This window comes from Serratia sp. BIGb0234 (genome assembly GCF_024809915.1).
Lineage (GTDB): Bacteria > Pseudomonadota > Gammaproteobacteria > Enterobacterales > Enterobacteriaceae > Serratia > Serratia liquefaciens.
Genome location: NZ_JANUEI010000002.1, coordinates 974042 through 1000609 on the forward strand (window position 1 = coordinate 974042; position 26568 = coordinate 1000609).

Consider the following 26568-nt stretch of genomic DNA (forward strand, 5'->3'; position numbering starts at 1 on the left):
CACTCAGGAGTAAAACATGTCCTCTCGTAAAGAGCTTGCCAACGCCATCCGCGCACTCAGCATGGACGCCGTACAAAAAGCAAATTCCGGCCACCCGGGTGCACCTATGGGCATGGCGGACATCGCCGAAGTCCTGTGGCGTGACTACCTGAACCACAACCCGACCAACCCGCACTGGGCTGACCGTGACCGCTTCGTCCTCTCCAACGGCCATGGCTCCATGCTGATTTACAGCCTGCTGCACCTCACCGGCTACGACCTGCCGATGAGCGAGCTGGAAAACTTCCGCCAGCTGCACTCCAAAACCCCGGGTCACCCGGAATACGGCTACACCCCAGGCGTGGAAACCACCACCGGCCCACTGGGCCAGGGCATCGCCAACGCCGTCGGCTTCGCCATTGCCGAACGCACCCTGGCTGCGCAGTTCAACCGCCCGGGCCATGACGTGGTCGACCACCACACCTACGCCTTTATGGGCGACGGCTGCATGATGGAAGGCATCTCTCACGAAGTCTGTTCCCTGGCCGGTACCCTCAAGCTCGGCAAACTGACCGCGTTCTACGATGACAACGGCATCTCCATCGACGGTCACGTGGAAGGCTGGTTCACCGACAACACCGCCGAGCGCTTTGAAGCCTACGGCTGGCACGTGGTGCGTCACGTGGACGGCCACAACCCGGATGCCATCAAGGCCGCGATTGAAGAAGCCCGCAAGGTCACTGACAAGCCGTCCCTGCTGATGTGCAAAACCGTGATTGGTTTCGGCTCCCCGAACAAGGCCGGTACCCACGACGTGCACGGTGCTGCGCTGGGCGCCGCCGAAGTGGCCGCCACCCGCGAAGCCCTGGGCTGGAAATACGCCGCCTTCGAAATCCCGCAGGACATCTATGCCCAGTGGGATGCCAAAGAAGCCGGCAAGGCGAAAGAAGCGGCCTGGAACGACAAGTTCGCCGCCTACGCCAAGGCCTTCCCGGAACTGGCTGCCGAGTTCAAACGCCGCATGAACGGCGAACTGCCGGCCAACTGGAAAGCCGACGCCAAAGCCTTCGTTGAGCAGCTGCAGGCCAACCCGGCCAACATCGCCAGCCGCAAGGCCTCGCAGAACGCGCTGGAAGCCTTCGGCAAGGTGCTGCCTGAGTTCCTCGGCGGCTCCGCTGACCTGGCGCCAAGCAACCTGACCATGTGGTCCGGCTCGAAAGCGCTGAACGTTGACCCGGCGGGTAACTACATCCACTACGGCGTGCGCGAGTTCGGCATGACCGCCATCACCAACGGCATCGCGCTGCACGGCGGCTTCCTGCCGTACTCCGCGACCTTCCTGATGTTCGTGGAATACGCCCGTAACGCGGTGCGCATGGCGGCGCTGATGAAAATCCGCAACGTGTTCGTTTATACCCACGACTCCATCGGTCTGGGCGAAGACGGCCCGACGCACCAGCCGGTTGAGCAGATTGCCAGCCTGCGCGTGACCCCGAACATGAGCACCTGGCGTCCGTGTGACCAGGTGGAATCGGCGATTGCCTGGCAGTACGGCATCGAGCGCAATGACGGCCCGACCACGCTGATTTTCTCGCGTCAGAACCTGACCCAGCAGCCGCGTACCGCGGAGCAGCTGGCCAACGTTTACCGCGGCGGCTACGTGCTGAAGGACTGTGCCGGTACGCCGGACGTCATCCTGATTGCCACCGGTTCGGAAGTGGGCATCACCGTGGAAGCGGCAGACAAGCTGAGCGCGGCGGGCACCAAGGTGCGCGTGGTCTCGATGCCGTCTACCGACGCCTTCGACAAGCAGGATGCGGCTTACCGTGAATCCGTGCTGCCGGCGGCGGTCACTGCCCGCGTGGCGGTGGAAGCGGGTATCGCGGACTACTGGTACAAGTACGTGGGCCTGAACGGCGCTATCGTGGGCATGACCACCTTTGGTGAGTCGGCACCGGCAGAGCAGCTGTTCAAAGAGTTTGGCTTCACCGTGGATAACGTGGTGGCCAAGGCGCAGGCACTGCTGAAATAAGGCATCTCGCGTCGCATTACCCCAGGTCCGGCATCTTGCCGGGCTTAGTCTAATGACAAACAGCCGAAAAACGTGGTTTTCGGCTGTTTGGGGTAAATCTGAAGACATAATCCTTTGTTTTTATTCGTCCCCAGATCGGAATTTTTAACTGCAAAGGACTTTGTCATCAATCTGAGCCCGGCATCTTGCCGGGCTTTTTCATTTGGGCAGATACGCGCTTTAAATTCTATATTCCCCTCCCCCTCGATTGAGTTAATCATAATCGGGTAGCTTATACCCTTACTTTATTTTAAACGGCGCCCACTCCATCACAATGGCATAATTAAAACAAAATAACCCCCGCGATAGTTTTATTAAGAAATCAATTCCTGAGATATTTATTGATTTTTAGTGCCATTATTTTTATTGCAAAACGGAATATTGGTAAACATCTCATATAACCAATGAGTCTGTATTACTTAGGATAATTCGCACACACTCAAACAATAAAGTTAAAATACAGAAAAAAATCAATAACTTAAAAATAAACACATCATAATTCAATAGATTGTAACTATTGATAGTTATTTTTCGATCGATGACACCGATAGATTTGACCGATCAAAAAATAAAAATTAATAGATTGAACGATACGATTATAGCGTGTAATTTTCATTCCTATTTTAAAACCACAAAGGAATAAAATAAAAAATCATAAGACAAAAAATGTTTCCTTCCGCATTTAGAATCACCCAACAAATGAAATAGGGATATTTACATCCAACATGAGGGAGACACCATGATTATTATCAGTGAAACACTTGGAAACATAAATCAGCACAAAGAGTGGCAAGACAAGATCAGCGGAACCTCACCAGACTACCTTATTTTGGACGCTGCGCAGTTGGAAAAGGAATGTCATCAACAATCCACCCATGATGGGCTGAGGCTGGCCGTGTTTATGCCGCCCAACAGCTCACTGGCGGATGGCGACATTTTAATCTGGGATGAAGAGACGAAAAACGCCGTTATCGTGAAGGTTATCTCGCATGACATTATGGTAATTAACCTGCAGCGCCTGCTCTGCGTCAATGCAGACGCCATTATTCACTATACGTTCAAACTGGGTTTGATTTTGGGGCAGCATAAGCTGCACGCCATGATAAAGAACAACCTGGTTTACGTCCCGATCACCATCGCGACCAGCACGTTGGACGCCCTGTTCAAAGAAAACAGTTTCCACTCGCTGTCCTATTGGTATGTCAACGGCGCCGATATTTCATCCTTGTTAACCCCCAATGAAATCGATCTGCTGTTCGACGGTATCTTTCCCTCTAGCCATGCATGACACCAGTAACCTACCCCGCTCGCTGTCAGCATTCTTTTTATAAATCAGAGGCCATTCACCCAAGCAACAGAGTATGAACACCCCAAAAAGCCGATGCGATAAAAGGAGTTTTCCATGGCAATTAATATGCAGATTTTTATTAATGACATGCTTAAATGGATAGAAAGCAATTTGGGCGCAGAGCTGGATATAGAGACCATTGCCAAGAAATCCGGCTACAGCAGATTCCATATTCAGCGGCTTTTCAAATTGCATGCCGGACTGACCATTGCCCAATATATCAGAATGCGACGAGTCACCGAGGCGGCGATCGCCCTGAGGTTCACCGACAGAAAAATCATGGATATCGCACTAGACTATGGCTTTGACTCTCAGCAGGTTTTTACCCGAATATTCAAAAAACAGCTAAAGACCACGCCAGGCGAGCTGAGGAGAAGCAAGCAATTGAACAATAAGCGGCTCTGCCATTCCTTATACATGCCGACGATGCCACAAAAAATACCGACGGGCCCACCTAACGCCCACAAGCATAGTTAGCGAACGTGGGGTCATCTCGCCGTTCACCGGCGAGATGACCAGCAGGTCTCAGCCCATGATCCGATGAATTTGCAGGTACTGCAGCAGCATGATGGTTTTGCCGTCTTTAATACGGCCGTCGGCAATCATCGCCACCGCTTCGGTAAAGGGCATTTCTACTACCTCAATATCTTCGTCTTCGATACCGCCGCCGGCCGCATTGCGCTCGTCGTCATGGTACTCGGCAATAAAGAAATGGACGATCTCGGTTACGCCGCCTGGCGACATATAGGCTTCGAAAATCTTCTGCACGTCACCGACCTGAAAACCGGTTTCTTCTACCGCTTCGCGACGGGCGCATTGCTCTGGAGAATCGGCATCCAACAAGCCGGCACAGGCCTCTAACAGCATGCCGCTGTCGTTGCCGTTCACATAGGTCGGCATGCGGAACTGATTGGTCAGCACCACGGTCCCTTTGGCACGGTTGTACAACAAAATGGTGGCGCCATTGCCACGATCGTAGACTTCGCGCATCTGCTGAACGGAGCCGCCATCCTTACGCTTGAGATCAAAAGTATATTTGTGCAGCACATACCAGTTATCAGAAAGCAGCTCTTTCTTCACATTCTCAATTTTCGCCGACATGAACCCTTCTTCTTTTCCGTTAGCTGAAACGCAAAAATGATACCGCGATTAAGCGCCGAAGGGGCAATGGATTTGCAACAAAAAGCCCCGCGGCTCATGGAGCGCTACGGGGCATTTGACCGCAAAAGATTTAGAACCCGTTAGGAACGTCGCGCATGTCCGGCAGCTTGTGCGCAATCCCCTTGTGGCAATCGATGCAGGTCTTGCCTTCCGTTACCGCCTTGTCGTGCATCTTCGCCGCCACGGTTTTCTGCGCGGTGAAGTCCATATACTCGAAGTTGTGGCAGTTACGGCACTCCTGAGAATCGTTGGCCTTCATTCGCGCCCATTCGTTGCTCGCCATCGCCAACCGATGCTGGTCAAACTTCTGCGGCGTGTCGATCAGGCCGAACGCCTTGGCGTACAACTCCTTGCTGGCCTTTATCTTGCGCAGCATTTTCGGCGCCCATTCATGAGGCACATGGCAATCCGGGCAGGTCGCACGCACGCCGCTGCGGTTGTTGTAATGAACCGTGCCCATGTACTCCTCGTAGACGTTTTCACGCATTTCATGGCAGCCGATACAGAACTGCTCGGTATTCGCCGCCTCCATGCCGGTATTGAAGCCGCCCCAGAAGATGATCCCGGCGCCAAAGCCCAGCAGCAACAGCGTGCCCAACGCCAGGCGGCTTGGCCTGCGCCACCAGCGCCATAAACGTAACAGCAGGCCGGGCTTTTTCTCAGTCGTGGTGTGTTTGCGTTCGCTCATAGCTCCCCCGCTTAGCGCCCAAAGCCCGGCATGGGCTGGAAATCATTGCCGACAATCGGCGCCGCGTCGGTTTGCGGTACGTGGCACTGCAGGCAGAAGTAGCGACGTGGCGCGACATCGCTCAGCACCTTGCCGTCCCGGTCCATAAAGTGCGTCGGGCTGATGCGCGGTGCGCCAGTGGTGCGGTAATGCTCCACCCCGTGGCACTGCAGGCAACGGTTGGTGTTCTTGCTGATCTGGTAACCGTCAACGCTGTGCGGGATCATCGGCGGCTGATTGACATAGTTCAGCGCCATCCGTTCCTGCTGTTTCGGCATCGAAATCGGCCCGCCGACCGAGGCGGACACTTCCGGAGACTTGCTGAGATCAACATCACCCGCGGCAAACGCCAGGCCGGCGAACGCCAGCGACAATAAGGTCACCCACAGGGCAAGCGTCTTTTTCATAACAGGGCTTTTCATTTTTATTTGGCTCCCGGGTAATAAAATGGGGTCTTCATTCGCAATTCGTCAGCCTCACACCTTCTGCAACTTCACGGCGCATTTCTTGAAGTCGACTTCTTTAGAAAGCGGATCGGTGGCGTCCAGCGTCAGGTTGTTCACCAACTGCGCCGCATCGAAGAACGGCATGTACACCAGCCCTCTTGGCGGGCGGTTGCGGCCACGAGTTTCGACAGAACTGATCACCTCACCGCGGCGCGACAGCACCTTGACTTTGTCACCACGACGCAGGCCACGGCTTTTGGCATCCAGCGGATGGATAAACAACACCGCCTGCGGGAAGGCGCGATGCAGCTCCGGTACCCGTCGGGTCATGGTGCCGGTGTGCCAATGCTCCAGTACCCGACCGGTGGAAAGCCAAAGATCGTATTCGCCGTCCGGGCTTTCCGCCGCCGGTTCAAACGGCAGCGCAAAGATCACCGCCTTGCCGTCGGGTTTACCGTAGAAACGCACCGCTTCGCCCGCCTTCACATACGGATCCGTTCCTTCGCGGTAGCGCCACAGCGTTTCTTTGCCGTCCACCACCGGCCAACGCAGACCGCGTGCCTGGTGGTAACTGTCGAACGGCGCCAAATCGTGACCGTGGCCACGCCCGAAACCGGCATACTCCTCAAACAACCCTTTCTGCAGATAGAAGCCGACTTCCCGCGCTTCATCGTTGAGCTGGTCCGCCGGGATTTCCGACAGCGGGTACTTATTGACCTGGCCGTTGGCGAACAGCACGTCGTACAACGTTTTGCCGCGATATTCCGGTTTTTGCGCCAGCAGATCGGCCGGCCACACTTCCTCAACCTTGAAGCGTTTGGAGAACTCCACCAGTTGCCACAGATCGGATTTTGCCTCGCCCGGCGCTTTCACCTGCTGACGCCAGAACTGAGTACGACGCTCCGCATTGCCATAGGCGCCCTCTTTCTCCACCCACATGGCAGTCGGCAGGATCAGATCGGCGGCTAATGCGCTGACGGTCGGATAGGGATCGGACACCACCACAAAGTTGCGCGGATCGCGCCAGCCCGGCATCCTTTCTTCATTGATGTTCGGCCCGGCCTGCATGTTGTTGTTACACATCACCCAGTAGGCGTTCAGCTTGCCGTCTTTCAGCGCACGGTCTTGCGCCACCGCATGCAAACCGACTTTCGCCGGGATGGTGCCGGCCGGCAGTAGCCATTTCTGTTCGGCGATTTGGCGGTGTTTCTCATTGGTGACCACCATGTCAGCCGGCAGACGGTGAGAGAAAGTCCCGACCTCACGTGCGGTGCCGCACGCAGAAGGCTGGCCGGTCAGGGAGAACGGCCCGCAGCCGGGCTTGGAGATCTTGCCGGTCAGCAAATGCAGGTTGTAGCACAGGTTATTGGCCCACACGCCGCGCGTATGCTGGTTGAAGCCCATGGTCCAGTACGACACCACCTTGATGTTCGGGTCGGCATACAGCTTCGCCAGCGCTTCCAACTGGTCTTCCGGCACGCCGCTCATTTGGGCCGTTTTTTCCAGCGTGTATTCCGCCACGAAGGTTTTGTACTCTTCGAAACTCATCGGCTCGGAGGCATCTGAACCCGGGTTTTTCGCTTTTTTCTCCAGCGGATGCGTCGGGCGCAAGCCGTAGCCGATATCCGTCGCACCGCGGCGGAAGTTGACGTGCCGATTCAGGAAGTCCTGATCCACCGCGTTGTTTTGAATGATGTAGTTGGCGATGTAGTTCATGATCGCCAAATCGGTCTGCGGCGTGAACACCATGCCGTTGTCCGCCAGTTCGAAGCTGCGGTGCTCAAAGGTGGACAACACCGAGACGTTGACGTGCTGGTTGCTCAGGCGACGGTCGGTAATGCGCGACCACAGGATCGGGTGCATCTCCGCCATGTTGGAGCCCCACAGCACGAAGGCGTCGGCCTGCTCGATATCGTCATAGCAGCCCATAGGCTCGTCCATGCCGAAAGTACGCATAAAGCCCACCACCGCCGACGCCATGCAGTGACGTGCGTTAGGATCCAGGTTATTGGAACGCAGCCCGGCCTTGAGCAACTTGGCGGCAGCGTAGCCTTCCCACACCGTCCACTGGCCGGAGCCGAACATACCGACCGCCTCTGGGCCTTTCTCTTTCAAAGCCTGCTTGAACTTGTCGGCCATGACGTCGAAAGCCTGCTGCCAACTGACCGGGGTAAATTCGCCTTCTTTATGGTACTGGCCGTCTTTCATGCGCAGCAGCGGCTGAGTCAGACGGTCTTTGCCGTACATGATTTTTGGCAGGAAATAGCCTTTGATGCAGCTCAACCCACGGTTGACCGCCGCGTCCGGATCGCCCTGCGAGGCAACGATACGGCCATTCTGAGTGCCGACCAGCACCCCGCAGCCGGTGCCGCAGAAACGGCATGGCGCTTTGTCCCATTTGATAGCGTCAGCACTGCCCGCCACCGCCTGTGCCACCGTGGGAATAGTCAGTCCGGCGGCGGCCGCAGCGGCTACCGCGGCATTAGCTTTCATGAAGTCTCGACGACTGAGTTTCATGGCGTTACCTCACCTTGAGTGTCCAGCTGGTGATAAACCAGCGATACCGCCAGCACGCCGTCCAGATTGCGCACCGACTCAATTTTTTCCAGCAGCCCTTGAGAGCATGCCGCTTGCATCACTACCACCAGCTTGCCGTTCTGCTGATCCTGCGCCGGAATTTCCGTGTCAGCGATCGCCAGCAAGGCCGTGACGAGTTGGGGAAAGCTTTCCGGTCTCGCCTGCACGACCAGACCGCTGACATGCCATTCGCTATTCATCATTATTATTTTCGCTCTGGGTTAAGGTGACGGCGCCGGTCGGGCAACCGGCGACACAGGCACCGCAGCCGTTGCAGGCTGCTACATCCAGTACCGGCTGCGCCATTTCGCCCAAGCGGGGCCGAAAGCGGATCGCCTGGGGCTCGCAGCTGTCCTGGCAGCTGCGGCACTCCACGCCCCGCTGTGCCAGGCAGGCAGTACCGAATACCGCGTGTTGTCGCCAGGGGGTTTCCGTCAGTGGACGAAACACGGGTTCCGCGCAGGCCTGCGCACAACGCCCGCAAAACGTGCATTCCGCGCGTTGGAAATCAATTTCGGGAAAACCGCCGCTGCCGCTGATGAGCACCCCGGTTTCACAGGCGCGAACGCAGGCCTGACAGCGGGTGCAATCGGTAATAAAAAGGGATCCTTGCCGCGACCACGGGGGACGGATCGCAGCGGTTGGCTGACGCCATTGTCCTCCGAGCAGTTTGCGTCGCGACAATATGGTCATGCTGGTTATCCTTGACATTGCAAACACGGCATCGCGTGTAAATAGAACCTGTTTTTGTATTGTTATTGTTGCTGCTGTGCCCAGTGGGTTTCATCATGCTGACAGGCATAAACCCCTGAGAAAGACGGGGGTAAGATAAGAGGAGCGCGGGGGGTATATAATCCCCCTAAAGGGGTAAATACGGGGGTAGCTTGCGCCAGATCAATCTATTAATGGGGGTCACGGGGTTTTCATCCCCGATCTGCCGTCAAACGCTATCTAGTTGATTATATAACGTAGATGCTTACCGCTGCGACGAACGACCTGGCGCACAATGCCACGCATTTTAGTTGCAAAAGTTATAATTTTGCTTTCGAATGAAACCCGGCAATACCCATTGCCTGCAAGAGAAGGATGAAGGATTGCTTGTTAAACGTTCAGTGACCAGCAGCCTGGCCAAGGCGCTGTTTTGCATTGTGATTCTGTCCGTGCTCTCTACCGGGTTGGCGCTGACCACCGTCGCGGACAGCCTGCGCGATGCCGAAGCGGTCAACATCGCCGGTTCACTGCGCATGCAGAGCTACCGGCTGGCGTATGATCTCACCCGCTCCGCCCCGGAGCTGGAACAACACCTGCTGCAGTATCAGCAGTCTCTGCAAGCCCCGGCATTGCAAAAGCTCGATCGTTTTTACGTGCCTGCAGACGTGCGGGAAAAATACCTGTCGCTGCAGCACGCCTGGCAACCACTGGCACAGCAAATCCAGGCCGGTCAGTCGGCCGATTATCAGGCCAATATCGCCGGCTATGTGAACCAGATTGACCATTTCGTGTTAGCGCTGCAGCGTTATTCCGAGTTGAAACTGACCATCGTGGCCACCATTAGCGTCGTGGGCTATATCGCCATCATCGGTCTGGTGCTGTTTTGCATCCGTTTTATGCGCCGTCAGGTAGTGGCGCCGCTCAAGCATCTGGTAGACGCCAGCCAGCGTGTGCAACAGCGCGACTTTAACCATCTCCCGTTGGATACCGCACTGCCGAACGAGCTGGGCGTGCTGTCGCAGGCCTTTACCGCCATGTCCGGCGATCTGGCCAAACTCTACCAGTCGCTGGAACAGAAAGTGCAGGTGAAAACCCAGCGCCTGCAACAGGCGAACAAGACGCTGGAGGTGCTGTACAACTGCTCGCAGGCGCTGAGCGTGCGGCAGATAGATCAGCAGGCTTTTGAGAAAATCCTGCATATCGTGCGTCAAAGTGAAGATTTGCATTGCATCCGCTTAAAAGTGGCGGACAGCCTCAGCGAATGGCAGTTGCACAGCGGTCTCCCTTCATCGACGCTGGACTGGCAATCGCTGACCATCATCCAGGGCGACAAACCGCTGGGGGAACTGAGCTGGCAATATCAGGAACATCCGCCGCATCCGCACCTGATGCAGAGCGTGGCCAACATGCTCAGCCGCGGGGTTTATTTTAACCGGGCGCAGAAACAGCACATGCAATTCCTGTTGATGGAAGAGCGCGCCACCATCGCCCGGGAACTGCACGACTCTCTGGCGCAGGCCCTCTCCTTTTTACGCATTCAGCTCACCTTGCTCAAGCGCACGTTGGCGGACAGCACCCCCGACGCACAAGAGATTATCGCCGATTTTGATCGGGCTCTGGCCGATGCTTATCGCCAGCTGCGCGAGCTATTGACCACCTTCCGCCTGAACATTCAGGAAGCCGACTTGAACACCGCATTGAACCAATTGTTGGCGCCATTAAAGGTTCTTACCGCAGCGCGGATTCAGTTACACTGTCGGCTTTCTTCTCAGGCGCTTAACGCTCAGCAGCAGGTACATGCGCTGCAAATTGTGCGTGAAGCGGTGCTCAACGCCATCAAACATGCCGATGCACGGGAGATCGTGATTCGCTGTGAGGTCACGGCCGAGGGGGACAACAGGATCAGCATCGCTGACGATGGCTGCGGTATTGCCAGCCTGAATGAACCAGAAGGTCACTACGGGCTGACCATCATGAGCGAACGCGCCGCGCGGCTGGGGGGAACGCTGCGCATCCAGCGGGGTGAGCCAGACGGCACGGAAGTCCGCCTGACATTTCCGCCATAAAACCACGGCCGTTCACCCTTCGTTACGGTTTAACGATGTCCGACGGTCATTTCAGGATGTTTGTGGCGCCAATTGCCACTATTTTATAAGAGTCAGTCCCACTGTGAAGCGTGCTGGACAGCGCGTTTGAGTGGCTTTACTCGCTACAGGGAGCATATTTCATGGTGATGAAGAATTACCGAGTGATGATCGTCGACGACCACCCGCTGATGCGCCGAGGCATCAAGCAGCTGTTGGGGCTGGATCCGCTGTTCAACGTGGTCGCCGAAGCCAGCAACGGCAACGAAGCCATTACTTTCGCGCTGCAGCAGGCTCCGGACGTGATCCTGCTCGATCTGAATATGAAAGGTTTGTCCGGCCTGGACACGCTGAAAGCGCTGCGCAATGAAGGCGTCGATGCGCGGATCATCGTGCTGACGGTATCAGACTCGCGCAACGACGTTTATGCGCTGATTGACGCGGGAGCCGACGGCTACCTGCTGAAAGACAGCGAACCTGAACAGCTGCTGGAGCATATTCGCTCAGCGGCGGAAGGACAAAACGTGATCAGCGACGCGGTGGCGGACTACCTGTTATCCCGCAGTGAACAACATAATCCCTTTGCCGAGTTGACCGAACGCGAGCTGGACGTCTTGCAGGAAGTGGCGCGTGGCCTGTCCAATAAACAGGTGGCGGCGCAACTGCATATTTCTGAAGAGACGGTGAAGGTGCATATCCGTAACATGCTGCGCAAACTGGACGTGCGTTCACGCGTGGCCGCGACGGTGATGTATCTGGAACACCGGAGTCAATAAGGCTTCCCCGGCGCGCCGGGGAGGGTTTATTCGATGGCGGCAAGCAGCGCCTGATGATGCTGGTGAACCCAGCTCTTGTTGATCGGCCCCCAGCTTTCCAACTGGTAAAAACCGTCGTTATTGCGCACGCCCTGCTGAACAAACTGCAATGCCACTCCCAAGCCCGGCAAGGCTTTCAACACGTCTTGCAGGGTGCGACGCGGCCAGCCGGTCAATTCCATCAGCCGCGGGACGTTTGGCCGTTCGCTGTGGCTGATTAACCAGCACAGATAAAGACGACGGGCAAATACCGGGTTAATTTCCATGCCTTGCTCCTGCTTTAAGGTGAGTCCTGATGACGTCGCGGGAACCCCAGCGGTCAGGTCCTTGATTGCAATAAAATTGTCTTAATGACGTTTTTAACGGCAATGATGGCAATATTGCGCGTTTATCCTACCGTTATTTACATTATCTCCTTTTTTTCTCCACGCTTTACTCCCACTTCCCGAGTAAAGTGCATAAGCGCCGGAATCCTTCCCAGCCGCTGATAAACGCAATTCTGATGCGTCTTAAAGATAGAACAAGTCACAACGAGGTTCGCGCTGCATGGCCAATTTTTTTATTGATCGCCCGATTTTCGCCTGGGTTCTGGCAATTATTCTTTGCCTGACCGGCGCCTTGGCGATTTTTTCATTACCGGTGGAACAGTACCCTAACCTCGCGCCGCCAAACGTTCGCATCAGCGCCAACTACCCTGGCGCCTCGGCGCAAACGCTGGAAAACACCGTCACCCAAATTATCGAACAGAACATGACCGGCCTGGACAACATGATGTATATGTCGTCACAGAGCACCAATACAGGCCGGGCGACGGTCACGCTGACCTTTGAGGCCGGCACCGATCCCAACGAGGCGATGCAGCAGGTGCAAAACCAGCTGCAGGCGGCCATCAAACGACTGCCGCAGGCGGTGCAGACCCAGGGCGTGACGGTGTCGAAATCCGGCGATACCACGCTGATGATGGTAGCCTTCGTCTCCACCGACGGCAGCATGGACAAGCAGGACATTGCCGATTACATCGTTTCCAACCTGCAGGATCCGCTCAGCCGTATCAACGGCGTGGGCAGCATGGACGTCTACGGCTCGCAATACGCCATGCGCATCTGGCTCGATCCCAACAAGCTCAACAGCTACCAGCTCACCACCCAGGATGTGGTCAGCGCGATCCAATCGCAGAATGCGCAGGTGGCGGTCGGCCAGCTTGGTGGTACGCCGTCGGTCGACAAGCAGGCGCTCAACGCCACCATTAACGCACAATCGCAGTTGCAAACGCCGGAACAATTCAAGCAAATCACCCTGCGGGTCAATCAGGACGGCTCACTGGTAACGCTGGGCGATGTTTCCACCATTGAACTGGGTGGAGAAAACTACGACTACCTCAGCCGCTATAACGGCATGCAGGCCGCCGGCATGAACATCAAGCTGGCCTCCGGGGCCAACGAGCTGCAAACCGATCAGTTGGTTAAAGACAAGATTGCCGAACTGTCGCAGTATTTCCCGCACGGGCTGGAGGCGAAAGTCGCCTATGAAACCACCCCGTTCGTTAAGGCCTCAATCAAAGACGTGGTGAAAACCCTGCTGGAAGCCATTGTATTGGTGTTCCTGGTGATGTACCTGTTCCTGCAGAATTTCCGCGCCACGCTGATCCCCACCATCGCCGTGCCGGTGGTGCTGATGGGCACCTTTGCCATCCTTTCCGCCTGCGGATTCAGTATCAACACCCTGACCATGTTCGCCATGGTGCTGGCCATCGGGCTGCTGGTGGATGACGCCATCGTGGTGGTGGAAAACGTCGAACGCGTGATGAGCGAAGAAGGCTTGCCGCCACGGGAAGCTACGCGCAAATCCATGGGGCAAATCCAGAGTGCGTTGGTCGGTATCGCCATGGTGCTGTCGGCGGTATTTATCCCGATGGCGTTCTTCGGCGGCACTACCGGCGCCATTTACCGCCAGTTCTCCATCACCATCGTTTCCGCCATGGTGCTGTCGGTGCTGGTGGCGATGATCCTGACCCCTGCCCTGTGCGCCACCCTGCTCAAACCCATTGCCAAAGGCCACCATCACGGCAAGCGCGGCTTCTTCGGCTGGTTCAACCGCATGTTCAACCGCAACGCCGACCGCTACGAGCGTGGTGTGGCGCGGGTGCTCCATTCCAGCCTGCGTTATATGCTGATTTACGTGTTGCTGCTCGGCGGGATGGCGCTGCTGTTCATCAAGCTGCCGACCTCCTTCCTGCCTCAGGAGGACCGTGGCGTATTCACCGTTCAGGTGCAGCTGCCGCCAGGATCGACCCTGCAGCAAACCACCAAGGTCGTGGAAAAGGTGGAAAACTACTTCCTGACCAAAGAAAAAGAAGATGTGCTGTCGGTGTTCTCCACCATCGGTGCCGGGCCGGGCGGTAACGGACAGAACGTGGCGCGTATGTTTATTCGTTTGAAAGACTGGGAGTTGCGCACCTCAGGTGCCAATAGCTCTTTCGATATCATCGATCGCGCGACTCATGAGTTTAATAAGATTAACGAGGCTCGGGTGATAGCCAGCAGCCCGCCGGCCATCACCGGCCTGGGCAACTCATCCGGTTTCGATATGGAACTGGAAGATCACGCAGGCCTGGGGCACGACAAACTGATGGCGGCACGCGATCAGCTGCTGCAACTGGCTGCGGCCAATCCCCTGCTTTCACGGGTGCGTCACAATGGCCTGGATGACAGCCCGCAGTTGCAAATCGATATCGACCAACGCAAGGCGCAGGCGCTGGGCGTCTCCATCGATGACATCAACAACACGCTGTCGACCGCCTGGGGTTCCACCTACGTTAACGACTTTGTCGATCGCGGCCGGGTGAAGAAGGTGTATGTGCAGGCTGCCGCACCGTTCCGCATGCTGCCCGGCGATATCGACAAATGGTACGTGCGTAACAGCGCAGGCGGCATGGTGCCGTTCACCGCCTTCGCCACCTCGCATTGGGAATACGGCTCACCGCGCCTGGAACGCTATAACGGCAACTCGGCGCTGGAGATTGTCGGCGAAGCGGCTGAGGGCGTCAGTAGCGGTACCGCGATGGCGGAAATGGAGAAAATCGTCAGCCAGTTACCGACCGGCTTCGGTCTGGAATGGACCGCCATGTCCTACCAGGAACGCCTTTCCGGTTCGCAAGCGCCGGCGCTGTACGCCATTTCACTGCTGGTGGTGTTCCTGTGCCTGGCGGCGCTTTATGAAAGCTGGTCGATTCCGTTCTCGGTGATGCTGGTGGTGCCGCTCGGCCTGATTGGTGCCGTTGCCGCCACCTGGCTGCGTGGGTTGGAAAATGACGTTTACTTCCAGGTGGGGATGCTGACCATTATCGGGCTGTCGGCGAAAAACGCCATTCTGATCGTCGAATTCGCCAACGAGCTGAATCAAAAAGGGCAGGATCTGATGTCGGCCACGCTGGAAGCCTCGCGCATGCGCCTGCGGCCGATTTTGATGACCTCGCTGGCCTTTATCTTCGGCGTACTGCCGATGACCATCAGCAGCGGCGCCGGCTCCGGCAGCCAACATGCGGTGGGCACCGGGGTGATGGGCGGCATGATTTCCGCTACCCTGCTGGCGATCTTCTTCGTGCCATTATTCTTCGTGCTGGTACGCCGCCGTTACCCAGGCAAGCAACCTATACCCTAAATAATTGGAGTTGCATCGAGGCAGCAACGCAGCGAATCCCCAGGAGCTTACACTAGTAAGTGACTGGGGTGAGTGAGGAAAGCCAACAAAGATGCAGCTTTAAGTATGACGGGTATTTAGCCACTACAACGGAAGACGCAGGGGAATAACGGACATAAAAAAGCAGCGTCGGGTAACCGATGCTGCTTTATTTCGAACCCGAGGCTCGATCCCAAGGTGTTTCAATGACCAACCAATAAACCAACCTTGCTATCAACTTTACCGCAGTGTCAGTTACCTAACATCTCATCGATGAAGTCTTTCCAGTTTCCCAACTCACGATCAACCATAATAATTCACAACCTCAATTAATAGACGAAGCGAATTCTACGCCTGTTTTTTGAGCAAGTGAAGCACCTCGGGAACGATGCCACCCGCGAAAACAGGGGATAGTGCACATTTTCGTACTTATCTTATCGAGCAAGAACTACGGCTATTCCCTTCCGATATCAATCCAGCAAATGAGATAGATAAAAGATCTAAACCGACCGCCATTGGCTGGCGGCCGGAGCTTTAACTCAGCGAGATTTAGAAATCAACGCGCAGGCCAAGGTTATAGTGACGGCCTTCAAGCTGCGGATAAGCGCCCCAATTGGTGGTGCGTTTAGGGGCCGTATCCAAGATGTTATACACGCCGGCCATCACCTGAGTGTGCTTATCCAGGCGATAAATCACGCCGGCATCCAACAAGGCATAAGCGCTATAGCGGGTATGATTACCGGTATCCTCGTTGCGGCTGCGATAATTGACCTTGGACCAAACGTCCAATGCCGAAGCTGCGGCCCACTTGGCGGATAAGTTGGCCATGTGTTTCGGGAAGTCATTCAGCGCATAACCCTTGTTGATGCCGTTTTTCTGTTCACTCTTGTTAAACGTATAGTTTGCGCTGAGGTTCAAACTATCGGTCGCCTGCCAATCGGCATTGAGCTCCACACCGTAGACATTGGCCTTGCCGATATTGAAATATTTATCAATGGAATCGGCGTTATAGCCGTTAACCACGCAAGGGTGATTCTCACTCGCCTCGCAGATGTTAACTTCTGCGATTTTGTCCTTGAAGTCGGTATAAAACACCGTGGCGTCGAGGGATAAATCACGGTTGTTGTTCCAGTACAGGCCCAGCTCGGTATTCACGCTGGTTTCCGGCTTCAGCTCGCTGTTGCCCACCGACAGATAGGGATAAGGCGGGTTGCTGCCACGCGGCGTAATGAATTGATCCGAGTTTTCCCGCAGCGAAGGTTTTTTATAGCCGGAAGAGATACCGCCCTTCAGCGCCCAGGCTTCGTCTAAAATCCAGTTGCCGTAGAGTTTCGGGCTGATGTGGGTGCCGAAGTAGTTGTCCCTGTCCATACGCGCCGAGGTTGTCAGCGAAAAGTCATCGATATTCCACTGCCCTTCGGCAAACAGTGCCCACCCATCACGCGAAATTTTGGTTACCGGATCGATCCCCGGCGCTTTTTTACTGTCGGCGTAGAAATCGTCATTGAGCGTTTCGCGGCTGTAATTGGCACCGACGGTCAGGTTATGTTCCCCCAAACTCAGTTTAGCCTGGCTATTCAGCACATAATTTTCGGTCTGGATATGCTGCGGGGCCAGGCTGACGGAGCGATATACCGATTCGCCTTTCTCGTACTGGAAATAACTGGTGGTGGCGACACTGTCATCCGCGTACCAACCTGAATGAGTCAGGCTCAGAGCATCGCGATCGAAGTCCCAGCCCCACGGCGTACCGCCACCTTTGGCAGAACGGCTGCGTTTTTTCTCTCCTTTGGCCAGGTTCAGATCGAACAGGTTAGTTTCATTGGCGGCAAAGCCGAGCGTCATGTCGAGCGACTTCTTGTTGTTTTTGCTGAAGGCGTTAGGTTTTTCATCTTCACGGCGATCGAGGTAGTCCGCCGACAGGCTGAGGCCCAGTACATCGGGCACCAAGGGCCCCATCAAAAACAGATTGGCTTGTTGGGTGTTACCGAAGTCCTGATGCTGTTGCAGGAAGCTGTTGCCGGCAATCGAGCCAATCCACTCCCGTACGCCAAACGGCTTTTTGGTGATCACGTTGACCACGCCGCCAATGGAGTCGGAACCGTATAACGATGACATAGGGCCACGGATCACTTCAATGCGGTCGATGGCCGCCAGCGGCGGTAAAAAACCGGCTTCGGTACCGATATTCTGACCATACGGGCGCGACTCGCCGGTATTTTGTTTGATGCTGTTGACCATGAACGAGGTGTAACTCGAGTCCATGCCGCGGATCATCACATCGCCGGTCACTTCGCTCCCGGCCCCGTTGCTGACGAACACCCCGGAGACATCCTGCACCGCTTCGGCGACATCCCGGCTGTTCTGCTTTTCGAAGGTCTTTTTATCGATGACGGAGATACTGGCGGGGGCATATTTTTTGTTCTGCTTGAACCCGGAGGCGGTCACCACGACCTGATCCTCTTGCAAGGCATCCTTGTCTTTTTCTGTCCCGCCTTCCTGTGCGTAAACCTGGGGTGCGCACATCAAAGCCAGCGCTATGGCCGTGGCGATGCGGGAGCCCTTTCCCATGGAGGGTTGATTGATCATTTCCTTTCCTAATAAAGCCTGTTTCCGGTGGGTGTTGTCGCCCACAAAGCCTTCCCAAAACGGCTGACGCAATAAAACGCAGTACGCATCAATGCCACCACCAGCGTCGCCATAACGATCTGTCGTTATGATTTTTTATTTACACTTCTTAACAGTCGCCGGGCGAATATAGCGGATATTTTCAGACATTAAAACGAAATGAAAATCATTACATAGTTTAAACATACCGGAAACATCGCCATTCAATAACATGATTTTATAAGGGATATTTAATAAATCATTATATTTCAATGCCAAGCAACCATATCTTCATATGATTAATTAAATGATATTGATATTAATAATCAATATCATTAGCATCGGCGAATCGTAAACTGATGTAAAGGAATGTATATGAAGATACACCTGTCCACTTCAGGCAAAGGTTTCTCCCTCAGCGCCCTGGCGTCTGCCGTGCTGCTGTTGTCTTGTTCAACGCTGGCCGCTGACCTTTCCGAGAGTCAATTTCAAACCAAACCGGTCGGGCACGGCCTGTATGAACTGGCTTTTGATGGCACCAGCAACACCCTGTTTGCCGCCTCTACGCCTTCCTTCGCCAAAGAAAAAAACGGCGGTATCGTCTTTAGAATCAACCCCGCCACGCTGGCCACCGACGCCAATATCGTCACTAAGCGACGTGCCTTCGCCACCGCATTGGATGAGCAGCGCCATCTGTTGTACATCGGCAACACCGTCGACGGATCAGTCACGGTGATCGATACCCAGACCGGTAAAGAACTCGCTACTATTCAACTCAATGAAAGCGTGAAAGACGATCAGTTTGTCCCGACGCGCGAACTGCTGCTCGATAAGAAAAATCAGCGCCTTTATGTTTCCGGCACGGCGCAAAAAGGCGTGCTGTGGGTCATCGATACCGCCAAGCGGGAAAAAATTGCCACGCTGGGCAACATGGGTGAATACCCGACCGGCATTGCGCTGGACAGTGAACGCGGCCATATCTACTGCGTTAACGGCCGTGGCGAACTGATTACGCTGGACGCCACCAGCCATAAGATCCTCAAACGCGTGGTGGTCGAACCGACCAAGAAACACTTCTTCCTCAATATCGCTCTGGACAGCAAAACCGGTCGTGCGTTTATCACCGATCCGGATCTGCCAAACGTCCTGGTCGTGGACGTCAACAGCGGGAAAATCTTGCACCAGATTGACGTAATCAATTCTCTGGCGGTGCTATTTAACCCGCTGCGCAGCGAGATCTACATCACTCACCGTGAAGCCAAACGCATCAGCATCGTCGACAGCAACAGCTATCAGGTGAAAAACAGCATCACTACCCATGCATTGCCTAACAGCCTGGCGCTTTCTTCTGACGGCCAGCAGCTGTTCGCCAGCATCAAGCAGTCCAAGGAAGAGATGGAGAAAAAACAGGATTACCTGATCAAGATTGATCTTGGCGGATTGTGAGGCATCTCCATGGCTAGTTTTATGATTCGCCTCTCCGGCGGCGCACTGTTGTGCGTCCCGGTGATGATGGCGCAGGCGGCAGGCACCGAGCAGACCGCCCACAGCCAAAAAGAAGAAACCCTGGAGGTGGTCGCGTCCCCCTTCAGCGATGACGGCAGCACCGAGAATACCGGCTCCTACACCACCAAACAGATGACCACGGCAACCGGGTTGCCGTTGAGCATTAAGGATACGCCACAGTCGGTTTCGGTGATCTCGCGCCAATTGATTGACGATCTCAACGCCAACTCGCTGAAGGAAATTCTGCGCTGGTCTACCGGCGTCAGTGAAAGCAATTACGATAGTGAACGTTCTTCGTTCAACTACCGTGGTTTCAGTGTGGACAGCTATCAATACGATGGTATCCCTACTTTCTTTGACTCCGGCTATTCCGGCGGGGAATCCGAAATTGACTCGATCACGCTCGATCACGTGGAGATCGTCAGGGGTGCGGCAGGATTGTTGAACGGCGTCGGAAACCCGGGCGCTGCGATCAATCTGGTCAGGAAAAAAGCCTCCAGCCTTTCTCCTTTTGCCCGTACCGAGCTTTCGGCCGGTTCCTGGGATCACTATCGCACCACGATCGATGCCGGTACCCCGCTCAATGATGAAGGTACCGTCAGGGTGCGCGTCGCTGCCTCCGGTGAACGCAGCCACTCTTTCATGGATCGCCATCAAGAACGCAAAGGGACGGTCTACGGGACGTTGGAAGCTGACCTGACCAGCGCCACCCTGCTGCGTCTGGGGGCTGACTATCAGCAAAACCGGCCAAAAGCTTCCACCTGGGGCGGCGCGCTGCCGACCGGCTGGTTCAGCGACGGCAGCGAGATCAACTGGGATCGCCACTACAGCGGGGCTTCTGACTGGTCAAGCTGGGACACCACCCTCAGCACCCAGTTCGCCACGCTGGAACACCAGTTCGCTAACGACTGGAAAGGCGTAGCCAACTACACCCACAACCGTCAGGCCTTCGATGCCAAAATGGCGATGAGTCTCGGCGGCCTGATCGACCCGGACACCTGGGCGGTGAAGCCTTCAACCCCTTACGCCGGGCGCTATGAAGGCTATCGGGATCAGCACGCGGTAGACCTGAAGCTGAACGGGGACTTTTCACTGCTGGGCCGCACCCACAAGTTTGTGGTGGGCAGCTCCTCCGCCTGGCAACACAGCTACAGCACCTATCGCAGTGCCAGTACCACACAGCTGTTTAGCGGCAGCCTGAAGGACTGGAACGGCGGCCTGGGTGAACCTGCGTGGTCAGACAAAATGCCGCAGCAGGATTTCCGTACGCGGCAAATCGGGATTTACAGCAGCGCCGACTTCTCGGTGACGGATCAACTGGATCTGGTGCTCGGTGCCCGCTTCAACAGCTTTAAAAACACCACCACCACCACGGCGAACAAAGTGACTCCGTTCCTGGGGGCGGTGTATAAGCTGACCGATCAGGTCTCTGCCTATGCCAGCTACACCGACATCTTCAAGGACCAGAACTATCTCGACAGCAGCGGCCACTATCTGGCGCCAATCGAAGGGGTCAACAAAGAGGTGGGCATCAAGGCCGCGCTGCTGGATGAGCGTCTCAACGTTTCGCTGTCGGCGTTCCGCATTACTCAGGATAATCTGGGCGTACTGGATGAAAATCCGGAAAACATCAACGCGCTGCAACAGACCTATCATGAGAGTCAGGGCGCAACCAGCAAAGGGGTGGAGTTCGAGCTGAGCGGTGAACTGGCGCAGGGCTGGAATGCCCAGTTGGGCATCACCCATTTCTCCTTGAAGGACAAGGATAAGGTTGATCTCAACACCGAGCAGCCCCGCACTCGCATCACTCTGTTCACCACCTATCAGTTGACGGGTGCGCTGCGCGATCTGACGCTGGGCGGTGGCGCACGCTGGCAGAGTAATGTTTATGCCAACGTCCAGGGCGCCAGCAACGGTGAATTTGTCGAGCGCAAAGCCGAGCAAGGGTCCTACGTGCTGGTCGATGCGATGGCGCGTTACAAGCTGACGCCGCAAACCTCGGTGCAGTTGAACCTGAACAACGTTTTCGACGAGAAATACTACTCGCAGGTGAATTTCTACAGCACCCGCAACTATGGCGAGCCACGTAACGTTATGGTGACGCTGAAGCACGAGTTCTGATCGCCCTACAGTATTAAACGGCCCCGGATAACGGGGCCGATTTATTTCTAACCGCTATATCCCTTGTATGATGAATTCTTCCGTAGTAGCGTGCCAAAGGTATAAAAAACCCCCATTTCTCTGAGGCCATGTCATGTCCCCTACGCTGACCATCGAACAACTGAAAGAGCTGGGCCGTTATCAAGACGCCACCGAACTGGCGCAGCAGCAGTTGCTGCAACAACCGGAAGACGCGGTGCTGCACTACCAATTAGCCTGTCTGTACGACGTGCAAGGATTCGAGCAACAGGCAATTCCCTGCTACCAGGCCGCGCTGGCGCGCAATTTACCGGCTCCGCAGCGACAGGAAGCCTGGCTTGGCCTGGGCAGCACCTATCGGGCGCTTGGACTGTATCAGCAATCGCTGGCCACCTTCGACCAGGGGTTGGCCGAATTTCCCGAGGCCAAAGAGATCACCCTGTTTCGCGCCATGACGCTGTACAACCTGGGTGAAACCAAACAGGCGGTGGCCGATTTGTTGGTGCTGTTAGCGGAAACCTCCTCACACAGCGACATCAGCAGTTATCAGCGCGCCATTCGCCAATACGCTGCCGATCTGGACCGTATCGGCTAGGAGGAAAACATGGAAATTGTCACCGATCCAAATCGCTATGGCGTCGACTGGTCGCAATTGGCCGCGCTGTTGGAAGCTGCAGGGCTGGGCCAGCGTGACCCGCAGGTGCTGCAGCGCGTTTACCAACACAGCCAATTTTGCTACTGGGGCTATCGCGACGGCCGATTGATGGCCACCGCCCACGCCATCAGCGACATGACCTCAGTAGCCTATCTGGCCGACGTGGCAATCCATCCGGACTTTCAGGGGCTGGGACTGGGGCGACAGCTGATGGATCGGGTGATGCAGGATTTGGCGCCGCTCGGCAAAGTGTTTATCTACTCGGTTCCCGACAAGCTGGCATTCTACAAAAAATACCGCTTCCGCGAGCTGACCACCGGTATGGTCTATGCTGACAGCGCCGCTTTGGAACGCCTGGAGCAGAATGGCTATGTCCGCTAAACAGTCAATTTAACGAGGAAAGTTGCAGAATATGTCTGACCTATGCTGGCTTGGTGAAACCGAGCTGAAAAGCGACAACGTCAGCCTGCTCCCACTGCGTAGAGAGCATGCGCAGCCCCTGGTACAGGCAGCCGCCGACGGACGCCTTTGGGAACTTTGGTTTACCTCGGTACCCACAGAAAATACCGTCTCAGATTACATCGACTTTGCCTTGAGTGAACAGGCCGCAGGACGAGCGTTGCCGTTCGTCGTCGTGCACAACGCCACGCAAAAAATCATCGGTACCACCCGTGTTTGTCATGCCGATGCGCAAAACCGTCGCGTTGAAATTGGCTACACCTGGTATGCCAAGAGTCATCAAAAAACCACCGTCAACACCGAGTGCAAACTACTGCTACTCAGTTATCTGTTTGACTCTCTGGCGGTGATTGCCGTTGAGTTTCGCACTCACTGGCACAACCAGGCTTCCAGAGCAGCTATCGCGCGACTGGGTGCCAAGCAAGACGGAGTCCTCCGGAATCACCAGAAAAATGCGGATGGCAGCTATCGGGATACGGTGGTTTTCTCCATCATCGACCACGAATGGCCGATGGTGAAAAAGAACCTGGGTTATAAGTTGCGACAGGTCAGAGACGAGTAACGGTCCGCTAAGCTACAGCGTCTTCATCATGAAAACGCGGCTGGTGCCCGCCGGCAGACAGGGTACCTCGCCAAAGCGCGTCCAGCCGTTCAATTCATAAAACTTCGGCGCCTGAAAGCTGATGGTGTACAGCACGGCGGAAACACAGCCTCTGCGCCGCCCTTCCAGCTCGAAACGGCGCAGCAGTTCGCTGCCCAACCCCGATCCGCGCAGCGATTTTGGCAAATGAAACAGATCCACAAACAGCATGCCCAACGATGAACGTCCGCTGATGCCGCCCAACACTTCACCGCTGGCCGGATCTCGCACCACCACCGCCAACGGGCGACGATCGTTGGTGCCGGTTATCTCGTCGTTATATTGATTCAGCCCGGCTTCGATCAGGGCTTCTATTTCTTCCGTCGCATTTTCGGCAACTTCAATCAGGTATTTTTCCATGCTCATCTTCTTCTTATGTAGGGTGACTGAATAGCGCACTAAGATTAGCAAAATCCGCCGCAATAAATGCGCGCCGTTTTTTTTCAGCTTTTCCCCGGCTTTCAGGCCATTGGACGGTGGAACTCCCCGCCATTTTTCGGCATGCTGGTCGCTGGTTTTCATTTCACCGCCCCCGGCGGTTTACCACCGGCCACACGCGCCGGTGTGGGTTGCAAAGAAGGTTCTTACTCCATGACGTTAACCATGTACGGCATCAAAAATTGTGACACTATCAAAAAAGCACGCCGCTGGCTGGAAGAACAGGGCGTGGCTTATCACTTTCACGACTACCGCGCCGACGGGCTGGACGAACAGCAACTGCGGGGTTTTGTCGAACTTTTGGGCTGGGAACCGCTGCTGAACACTCGCGGCACCACCTGGCGCAAACTGGACGAAGCGCAGCGCAACGCCTGCGATAATGCCGATGCGGCCATCGAACTGATGCTGGCCCAGCCGGCCATCATCAAGCGCCCGCTGCTGAGCGACGGCAAGGGGCATGCTCTGCTCGGTTTCAACGCCGACAGCTATCAGCAATTTATTTCCGAGGTGGCAGCATGACTTGCCCGGTAATCGAACTGGCCCAACAGCTGATTAAACGTCCTTCCCTCAGCCCGCACGACGAAGGCTGTCAGGCGTTGATGATTGAACGTCTTGAGGCCATCGGCTTTACCGTTGAGCCTATGCCTTTCGGCGATACCCTGAATTTTTGGGCCTGGCGTGGCGAGGGGCAAACCCTGGCATTTGCCGGCCACACCGACGTGGTGCCGACCGGCGACGAAAAACGCTGGGACAACCCGCCGTTTGAACCGACCATCCGCGACGGCATGCTGTATGGCCGCGGCGCGGCGGACATGAAAGGTTCGTTGGCAGCCATGGTAGTGGCGGCCGAGCGCTTTGTGGCCGCCAATCCGCACCATCAGGGGCGTCTGGCATTCCTGATCACCTCCGATGAAGAGGCCAGCGCAACCCACGGCACGGTGAAAGTGGTCGAAGCCCTGATGGCACGCAACGAGCGTCTGGATTACTGTCTGGTCGGCGAGCCGTCCAGTACCGAACGCGTTGGTGACGTGGTGAAAAACGGCCGTCGTGGCTCTATCACCGCAAACCTGCACATCCACGGCATTCAGGGCCACGTCGCCTACCCGCACCTGGCGGATAACCCGGTACATCGCGCCATGCCGGCGCTGAATGAGCTGGTGGCGATAGAATGGGATCGCGGCAATGAATTCTTCCCGCCGACCAGCATGCAGATCGCCAACGTGCAGGCCGGTACCGGCAGCAACAACGTGATCCCCGGAGAGATGTTCGTCCAGTTCAACTTCCGTTTCAGCACCGAATCGACCGATGCGACGATCAAACAACGCGTGGAAGAGCTGCTCGAGCGTCATCAACTGAACTACAGCATCGAATGGCGTCTGTCTGGTCAGCCGTTCCTCACTGCGCGCGGCGCATTGGTGGATGCGGTGGTTAATGCCGTCGAACATTATTCTGAGCTGACGCCGCAGTTGCTGACCACCGGCGGGACTTCTGACGGTCGCTTCATCGCCCAGATGGGGGCGCAAGTGGTTGAGCTGGGCCCGGTAAACGCCACCATCCATAAGGTTAACGAATGCGTACACGCGGCCGATCTGCAACTGCTGAGCCGCATGTATCAACGCATCATGGAGCAATTGATCGCATGATCACGCCAGAAATGCTGACCGGGCGCTCGACCGACCATCTGGCGCCGCTAAGCGGTAACCACCGCATGCAGCCTGCCGCAGTGGCCGCGTTTCTCGCCATGCAGCAAGCGGCGCATGCCGCCGGGTTCAATCTGCAACCCGCCAGCACATTTCGCGATTTTGAACGGCAACAGGCGATCTGGAATGGAAAATTCTGCGGCGAGCGACCAGTATTAGATAAGGACAGCCGACCGATCGACATCACGCCGCTGTCTGACGCCGAGCGCTGCGAAGCGATCCTGCGTTGGTCGGCCTTGCCGGGCGCCAGCCGCCATCACTGGGGCAGCGACCTGGATGTCTATGACCCCGCACTGTTGCCCGAAGGGCAAAAGCTGCAGCTGGAGCCGTGGGAATACGAACAAGGCGGTTACTTTTACCCGCTCAATCAGTGGATGACGGAACACATGGCCGAATTTGGCTTTTATCGTCCGTTCACCGAAGACGGCGACGGCGTGGCGGTGGAGCCCTGGCACCTGAGCTACCGCCCGCTGGCGCAGGAAGCCGAACATCTGCTGACGCCTGCGCTGCTGTTGGCGGCCTGGAAAGATAAGGACATTGCCGGAGCTCAATGGCTTGAAGCCCATCTGCCAGCGATATTTTCGCGTTTTATACGCGCCGAAGGAAAGGAGTGAATATGGAATGGTTAGCTGACTACTGGTGGATTATCCTGCTGATTCTAGTAGGGATGATCATCAGCGGGATCAAAGAACTACGCCGCGTCGACGTGAAAGGCTATCTGGCCGATAAGCCGAAGCTGCCGCCGCACCGCGATAACAACGCCGAGTGGGATGACGAAGACGACTGGCCGAAGAAAAAATGACATCAGGGCGCATTATGCGCCCTGA

The 26568-nt window shown here is 55.9% G+C and carries 25 protein-coding genes; 15 read left to right on the plus strand and 10 right to left on the minus strand.

What is annotated here, in order from left to right:
• The first annotated feature begins 16 nt into the window (after positions 1 to 16).
• The 3 genes from tkt to M2407_RS11585 all read left to right on the plus strand — a co-directional run bounded on the left by tkt (position 17) and on the right by M2407_RS11585 (position 3875).
• Positions 17 to 2011 (plus strand): transketolase, encoded by a 1995-nt coding sequence (gene tkt, locus M2407_RS11575; protein WP_020828025.1) that lies wholly within the window; start codon positions 17 to 19, stop codon positions 2009 to 2011.
• A gap of 778 nt (positions 2012 to 2789) precedes the next feature.
• Complete coding sequence (gene ureE / locus M2407_RS11580; RefSeq protein ID WP_259218132.1) at positions 2790 to 3338, plus strand: urease accessory protein UreE; 549 nt, start codon at positions 2790 to 2792, stop codon at positions 3336 to 3338.
• Between the two features lie 114 nt (positions 3339 to 3452).
• Positions 3453 to 3875 (plus strand): helix-turn-helix domain-containing protein, encoded by a 423-nt coding sequence (locus tag M2407_RS11585; protein WP_122079973.1) that lies wholly within the window; start codon positions 3453 to 3455, stop codon positions 3873 to 3875.
• A 48-nt stretch (positions 3876 to 3923) separates the two neighbouring features.
• Here the strand turns inward: M2407_RS11585 and nudK are convergent, their stop codons facing one another.
• From nudK to napF, 6 genes are all read right to left on the minus strand, one after another.
• On the minus strand, positions 3924 to 4499 hold the full coding sequence (gene nudK, locus M2407_RS11590; protein WP_046372968.1) for a GDP-mannose pyrophosphatase NudK: 576 nt from the start codon (positions 4497 to 4499) through the stop codon (positions 3924 to 3926).
• A 130-nt stretch (positions 4500 to 4629) separates the two neighbouring features.
• The gene (gene napC, locus M2407_RS11595; protein WP_020828029.1) at positions 4630 to 5247 is read right to left on the minus strand and encodes a cytochrome c-type protein NapC; all 618 of its coding nucleotides are present in this window, start codon (positions 5245 to 5247) and stop codon (positions 4630 to 4632) included.
• A gap of 11 nt (positions 5248 to 5258) precedes the next feature.
• Positions 5259 to 5708, minus strand: coding sequence for a nitrate reductase cytochrome c-type subunit (napB, locus tag M2407_RS11600; protein WP_041414810.1), 450 nt, complete (start codon positions 5706 to 5708; stop codon positions 5259 to 5261).
• Positions 5709 to 5762: 54 nt separating this feature from the next.
• Positions 5763 to 8249, minus strand: a complete 2487-nt coding sequence (gene napA, locus M2407_RS11605) for a nitrate reductase catalytic subunit NapA (protein ID WP_046372967.1) — start codon at positions 8247 to 8249, stop codon at positions 5763 to 5765.
• On the minus strand, positions 8246 to 8512 hold the full coding sequence (napD, locus tag M2407_RS11610) for a chaperone NapD (protein ID WP_259218138.1): 267 nt from the start codon (positions 8510 to 8512) through the stop codon (positions 8246 to 8248). Before napD ends, napA begins: the two co-directional genes overlap by 4 nt.
• Entirely contained in the window at positions 8502 to 9002 is a 501-nt protein-coding gene (gene napF / locus M2407_RS11615) for a ferredoxin-type protein NapF (RefSeq protein ID WP_048762772.1), read from the minus strand. The genes napD and napF overlap by 11 nt, the downstream gene beginning before the upstream one ends.
• A 401-nt stretch (positions 9003 to 9403) precedes the next feature.
• On the opposite strand from napF, the gene narQ reads away from it, so the two are divergent.
• On the plus strand, positions 9404 to 11086 hold the full coding sequence (narQ, locus tag M2407_RS11620) for a nitrate/nitrite two-component system sensor histidine kinase NarQ (protein ID WP_046372966.1): 1683 nt from the start codon (positions 9404 to 9406) through the stop codon (positions 11084 to 11086).
• A gap of 161 nt (positions 11087 to 11247) precedes the next feature.
• Entirely contained in the window at positions 11248 to 11880 is a 633-nt protein-coding gene (gene narL, locus M2407_RS11625; RefSeq protein ID WP_020828035.1) for a two-component system response regulator NarL, read from the plus strand.
• A gap of 26 nt (positions 11881 to 11906) precedes the next feature.
• Here the strand turns inward: narL and M2407_RS11630 are convergent, their stop codons facing one another.
• A complete protein-coding gene (locus tag M2407_RS11630) occupies positions 11907 to 12185 on the minus strand; it encodes a helix-turn-helix domain-containing protein (protein WP_020828036.1) in 279 nt (92 codons plus the stop codon).
• A gap of 280 nt (positions 12186 to 12465) precedes the next feature.
• On the opposite strand from M2407_RS11630, the gene acrD reads away from it, so the two are divergent.
• Entirely contained in the window at positions 12466 to 15579 is a 3114-nt protein-coding gene (gene acrD / locus M2407_RS11635) for a multidrug efflux RND transporter permease AcrD (protein WP_259218144.1), read from the plus strand.
• Positions 15580 to 15848: 269 nt separating this feature from the next.
• Here the strand turns inward: acrD and ypfM are convergent, their stop codons facing one another.
• Entirely contained in the window at positions 15849 to 15908 is a 60-nt protein-coding gene (gene ypfM, locus M2407_RS11640) for a protein YpfM (protein WP_100396732.1), read from the minus strand.
• Positions 15909 to 16146: 238 nt separating this feature from the next.
• Positions 16147 to 18186, minus strand: a complete 2040-nt coding sequence (locus M2407_RS11645; RefSeq protein WP_048762771.1) for a TonB-dependent receptor domain-containing protein — start codon at positions 18184 to 18186, stop codon at positions 16147 to 16149.
• Positions 18187 to 18579: 393 nt separating this feature from the next.
• Between M2407_RS11645 and M2407_RS11650 the strand changes: the two genes are divergently transcribed.
• The 5 genes from M2407_RS11650 (at position 18580) to M2407_RS11670 (ending at position 23525) form a co-directional block, all read left to right on the plus strand.
• Positions 18580 to 19650: a YncE family protein gene (locus M2407_RS11650; RefSeq protein WP_259218151.1), complete on the plus strand. Its 1071-nt coding sequence runs from the start codon at positions 18580 to 18582 to the stop codon at positions 19648 to 19650.
• A gap of 9 nt (positions 19651 to 19659) precedes the next feature.
• A complete protein-coding gene (locus M2407_RS11655; RefSeq protein ID WP_020828040.1) occupies positions 19660 to 21831 on the plus strand; it encodes a TonB-dependent siderophore receptor in 2172 nt (723 codons plus the stop codon).
• A gap of 133 nt (positions 21832 to 21964) precedes the next feature.
• The gene (locus tag M2407_RS11660; protein ID WP_020828041.1) at positions 21965 to 22444 is read left to right on the plus strand and encodes a tetratricopeptide repeat protein; all 480 of its coding nucleotides are present in this window, start codon (positions 21965 to 21967) and stop codon (positions 22442 to 22444) included.
• A 9-nt stretch (positions 22445 to 22453) separates the two neighbouring features.
• Positions 22454 to 22885: a GNAT family N-acetyltransferase gene (locus tag M2407_RS11665; RefSeq protein WP_259218155.1), complete on the plus strand. Its 432-nt coding sequence runs from the start codon at positions 22454 to 22456 to the stop codon at positions 22883 to 22885.
• A gap of 31 nt (positions 22886 to 22916) precedes the next feature.
• Positions 22917 to 23525 (plus strand): GNAT family N-acetyltransferase, encoded by a 609-nt coding sequence (locus tag M2407_RS11670; RefSeq protein ID WP_020828043.1) that lies wholly within the window; start codon positions 22917 to 22919, stop codon positions 23523 to 23525.
• 12 nt (positions 23526 to 23537) lie between these two features.
• Here the strand turns inward: M2407_RS11670 and M2407_RS11675 are convergent, their stop codons facing one another.
• Complete coding sequence (locus M2407_RS11675) at positions 23538 to 23963, minus strand: GNAT family N-acetyltransferase (RefSeq protein ID WP_122080661.1); 426 nt, start codon at positions 23961 to 23963, stop codon at positions 23538 to 23540.
• 231 nt (positions 23964 to 24194) lie between these two features.
• Between M2407_RS11675 and M2407_RS11680 the strand changes: the two genes are divergently transcribed.
• The 4 genes from M2407_RS11680 to M2407_RS11695 are packed head-to-tail and all read left to right on the plus strand — an operon-like array spanning position 24195 to position 26543.
• Positions 24195 to 24560 (plus strand): ArsC family reductase, encoded by a 366-nt coding sequence (locus M2407_RS11680; protein WP_046374994.1) that lies wholly within the window; start codon positions 24195 to 24197, stop codon positions 24558 to 24560.
• Positions 24557 to 25684 (plus strand): succinyl-diaminopimelate desuccinylase, encoded by a 1128-nt coding sequence (gene dapE / locus M2407_RS11685; protein WP_020828046.1) that lies wholly within the window; start codon positions 24557 to 24559, stop codon positions 25682 to 25684. The genes M2407_RS11680 and dapE overlap by 4 nt, the downstream gene beginning before the upstream one ends.
• Complete coding sequence (locus tag M2407_RS11690) at positions 25681 to 26355, plus strand: M15 family metallopeptidase (protein WP_234529409.1); 675 nt, start codon at positions 25681 to 25683, stop codon at positions 26353 to 26355. Before dapE ends, M2407_RS11690 begins: the two co-directional genes overlap by 4 nt.
• A gap of 2 nt (positions 26356 to 26357) precedes the next feature.
• Positions 26358 to 26543: a YpfN family protein gene (locus M2407_RS11695; protein WP_020828048.1), complete on the plus strand. Its 186-nt coding sequence runs from the start codon at positions 26358 to 26360 to the stop codon at positions 26541 to 26543.
• Positions 26544 to 26568 lie beyond the last annotated feature (25 nt).

Coding starts and splice junctions, on each gene's coding strand:
- tkt (WP_020828025.1), top strand. CDS start 17: ATGTCCTCTCGTAAAGAGCTTGCCAACGCCATCCGCGCACTCAGCATG.
- ureE (WP_259218132.1), top strand. CDS start 2,790: ATGATTATTATCAGTGAAACACTTGGAAACATAAATCAGCACAAAGAG.
- M2407_RS11585 (WP_122079973.1), top strand. CDS start 3,453: ATGGCAATTAATATGCAGATTTTTATTAATGACATGCTTAAATGGATA.
- nudK (WP_046372968.1), bottom strand. CDS start 4,499: ATGTCGGCGAAAATTGAGAATGTGAAGAAAGAGCTGCTTTCTGATAAC.
- napC (WP_020828029.1), bottom strand. CDS start 5,247: ATGAGCGAACGCAAACACACCACGACTGAGAAAAAGCCCGGCCTGCTG.
- napB (WP_041414810.1), bottom strand. CDS start 5,708: ATGAAAAGCCCTGTTATGAAAAAGACGCTTGCCCTGTGGGTGACCTTA.
- napA (WP_046372967.1), bottom strand. CDS start 8,249: ATGAAACTCAGTCGTCGAGACTTCATGAAAGCTAATGCCGCGGTAGCC.
- napD (WP_259218138.1), bottom strand. CDS start 8,512: ATGATGAATAGCGAATGGCATGTCAGCGGTCTGGTCGTGCAGGCGAGA.
- napF (WP_048762772.1), bottom strand. CDS start 9,002: ATGACCATATTGTCGCGACGCAAACTGCTCGGAGGACAATGGCGTCAG.
- narL (WP_020828035.1), top strand. CDS start 11,248: ATGGTGATGAAGAATTACCGAGTGATGATCGTCGACGACCACCCGCTG.
- M2407_RS11630 (WP_020828036.1), bottom strand. CDS start 12,185: ATGGAAATTAACCCGGTATTTGCCCGTCGTCTTTATCTGTGCTGGTTA.
- acrD (WP_259218144.1), top strand. CDS start 12,466: ATGGCCAATTTTTTTATTGATCGCCCGATTTTCGCCTGGGTTCTGGCA.
- M2407_RS11645 (WP_048762771.1), bottom strand. CDS start 18,186: ATGATCAATCAACCCTCCATGGGAAAGGGCTCCCGCATCGCCACGGCC.
- M2407_RS11650 (WP_259218151.1), top strand. CDS start 18,580: ATGAAGATACACCTGTCCACTTCAGGCAAAGGTTTCTCCCTCAGCGCC.
- M2407_RS11655 (WP_020828040.1), top strand. CDS start 19,660: ATGGCTAGTTTTATGATTCGCCTCTCCGGCGGCGCACTGTTGTGCGTC.
- M2407_RS11660 (WP_020828041.1), top strand. CDS start 21,965: ATGTCCCCTACGCTGACCATCGAACAACTGAAAGAGCTGGGCCGTTAT.
- M2407_RS11665 (WP_259218155.1), top strand. CDS start 22,454: ATGGAAATTGTCACCGATCCAAATCGCTATGGCGTCGACTGGTCGCAA.
- M2407_RS11670 (WP_020828043.1), top strand. CDS start 22,917: ATGTCTGACCTATGCTGGCTTGGTGAAACCGAGCTGAAAAGCGACAAC.
- M2407_RS11675 (WP_122080661.1), bottom strand. CDS start 23,963: ATGGAAAAATACCTGATTGAAGTTGCCGAAAATGCGACGGAAGAAATA.
- M2407_RS11680 (WP_046374994.1), top strand. CDS start 24,195: ATGACGTTAACCATGTACGGCATCAAAAATTGTGACACTATCAAAAAA.
- dapE (WP_020828046.1), top strand. CDS start 24,557: ATGACTTGCCCGGTAATCGAACTGGCCCAACAGCTGATTAAACGTCCT.
- M2407_RS11690 (WP_234529409.1), top strand. CDS start 25,681: ATGATCACGCCAGAAATGCTGACCGGGCGCTCGACCGACCATCTGGCG.
- M2407_RS11695 (WP_020828048.1), top strand. CDS start 26,358: ATGGAATGGTTAGCTGACTACTGGTGGATTATCCTGCTGATTCTAGTA.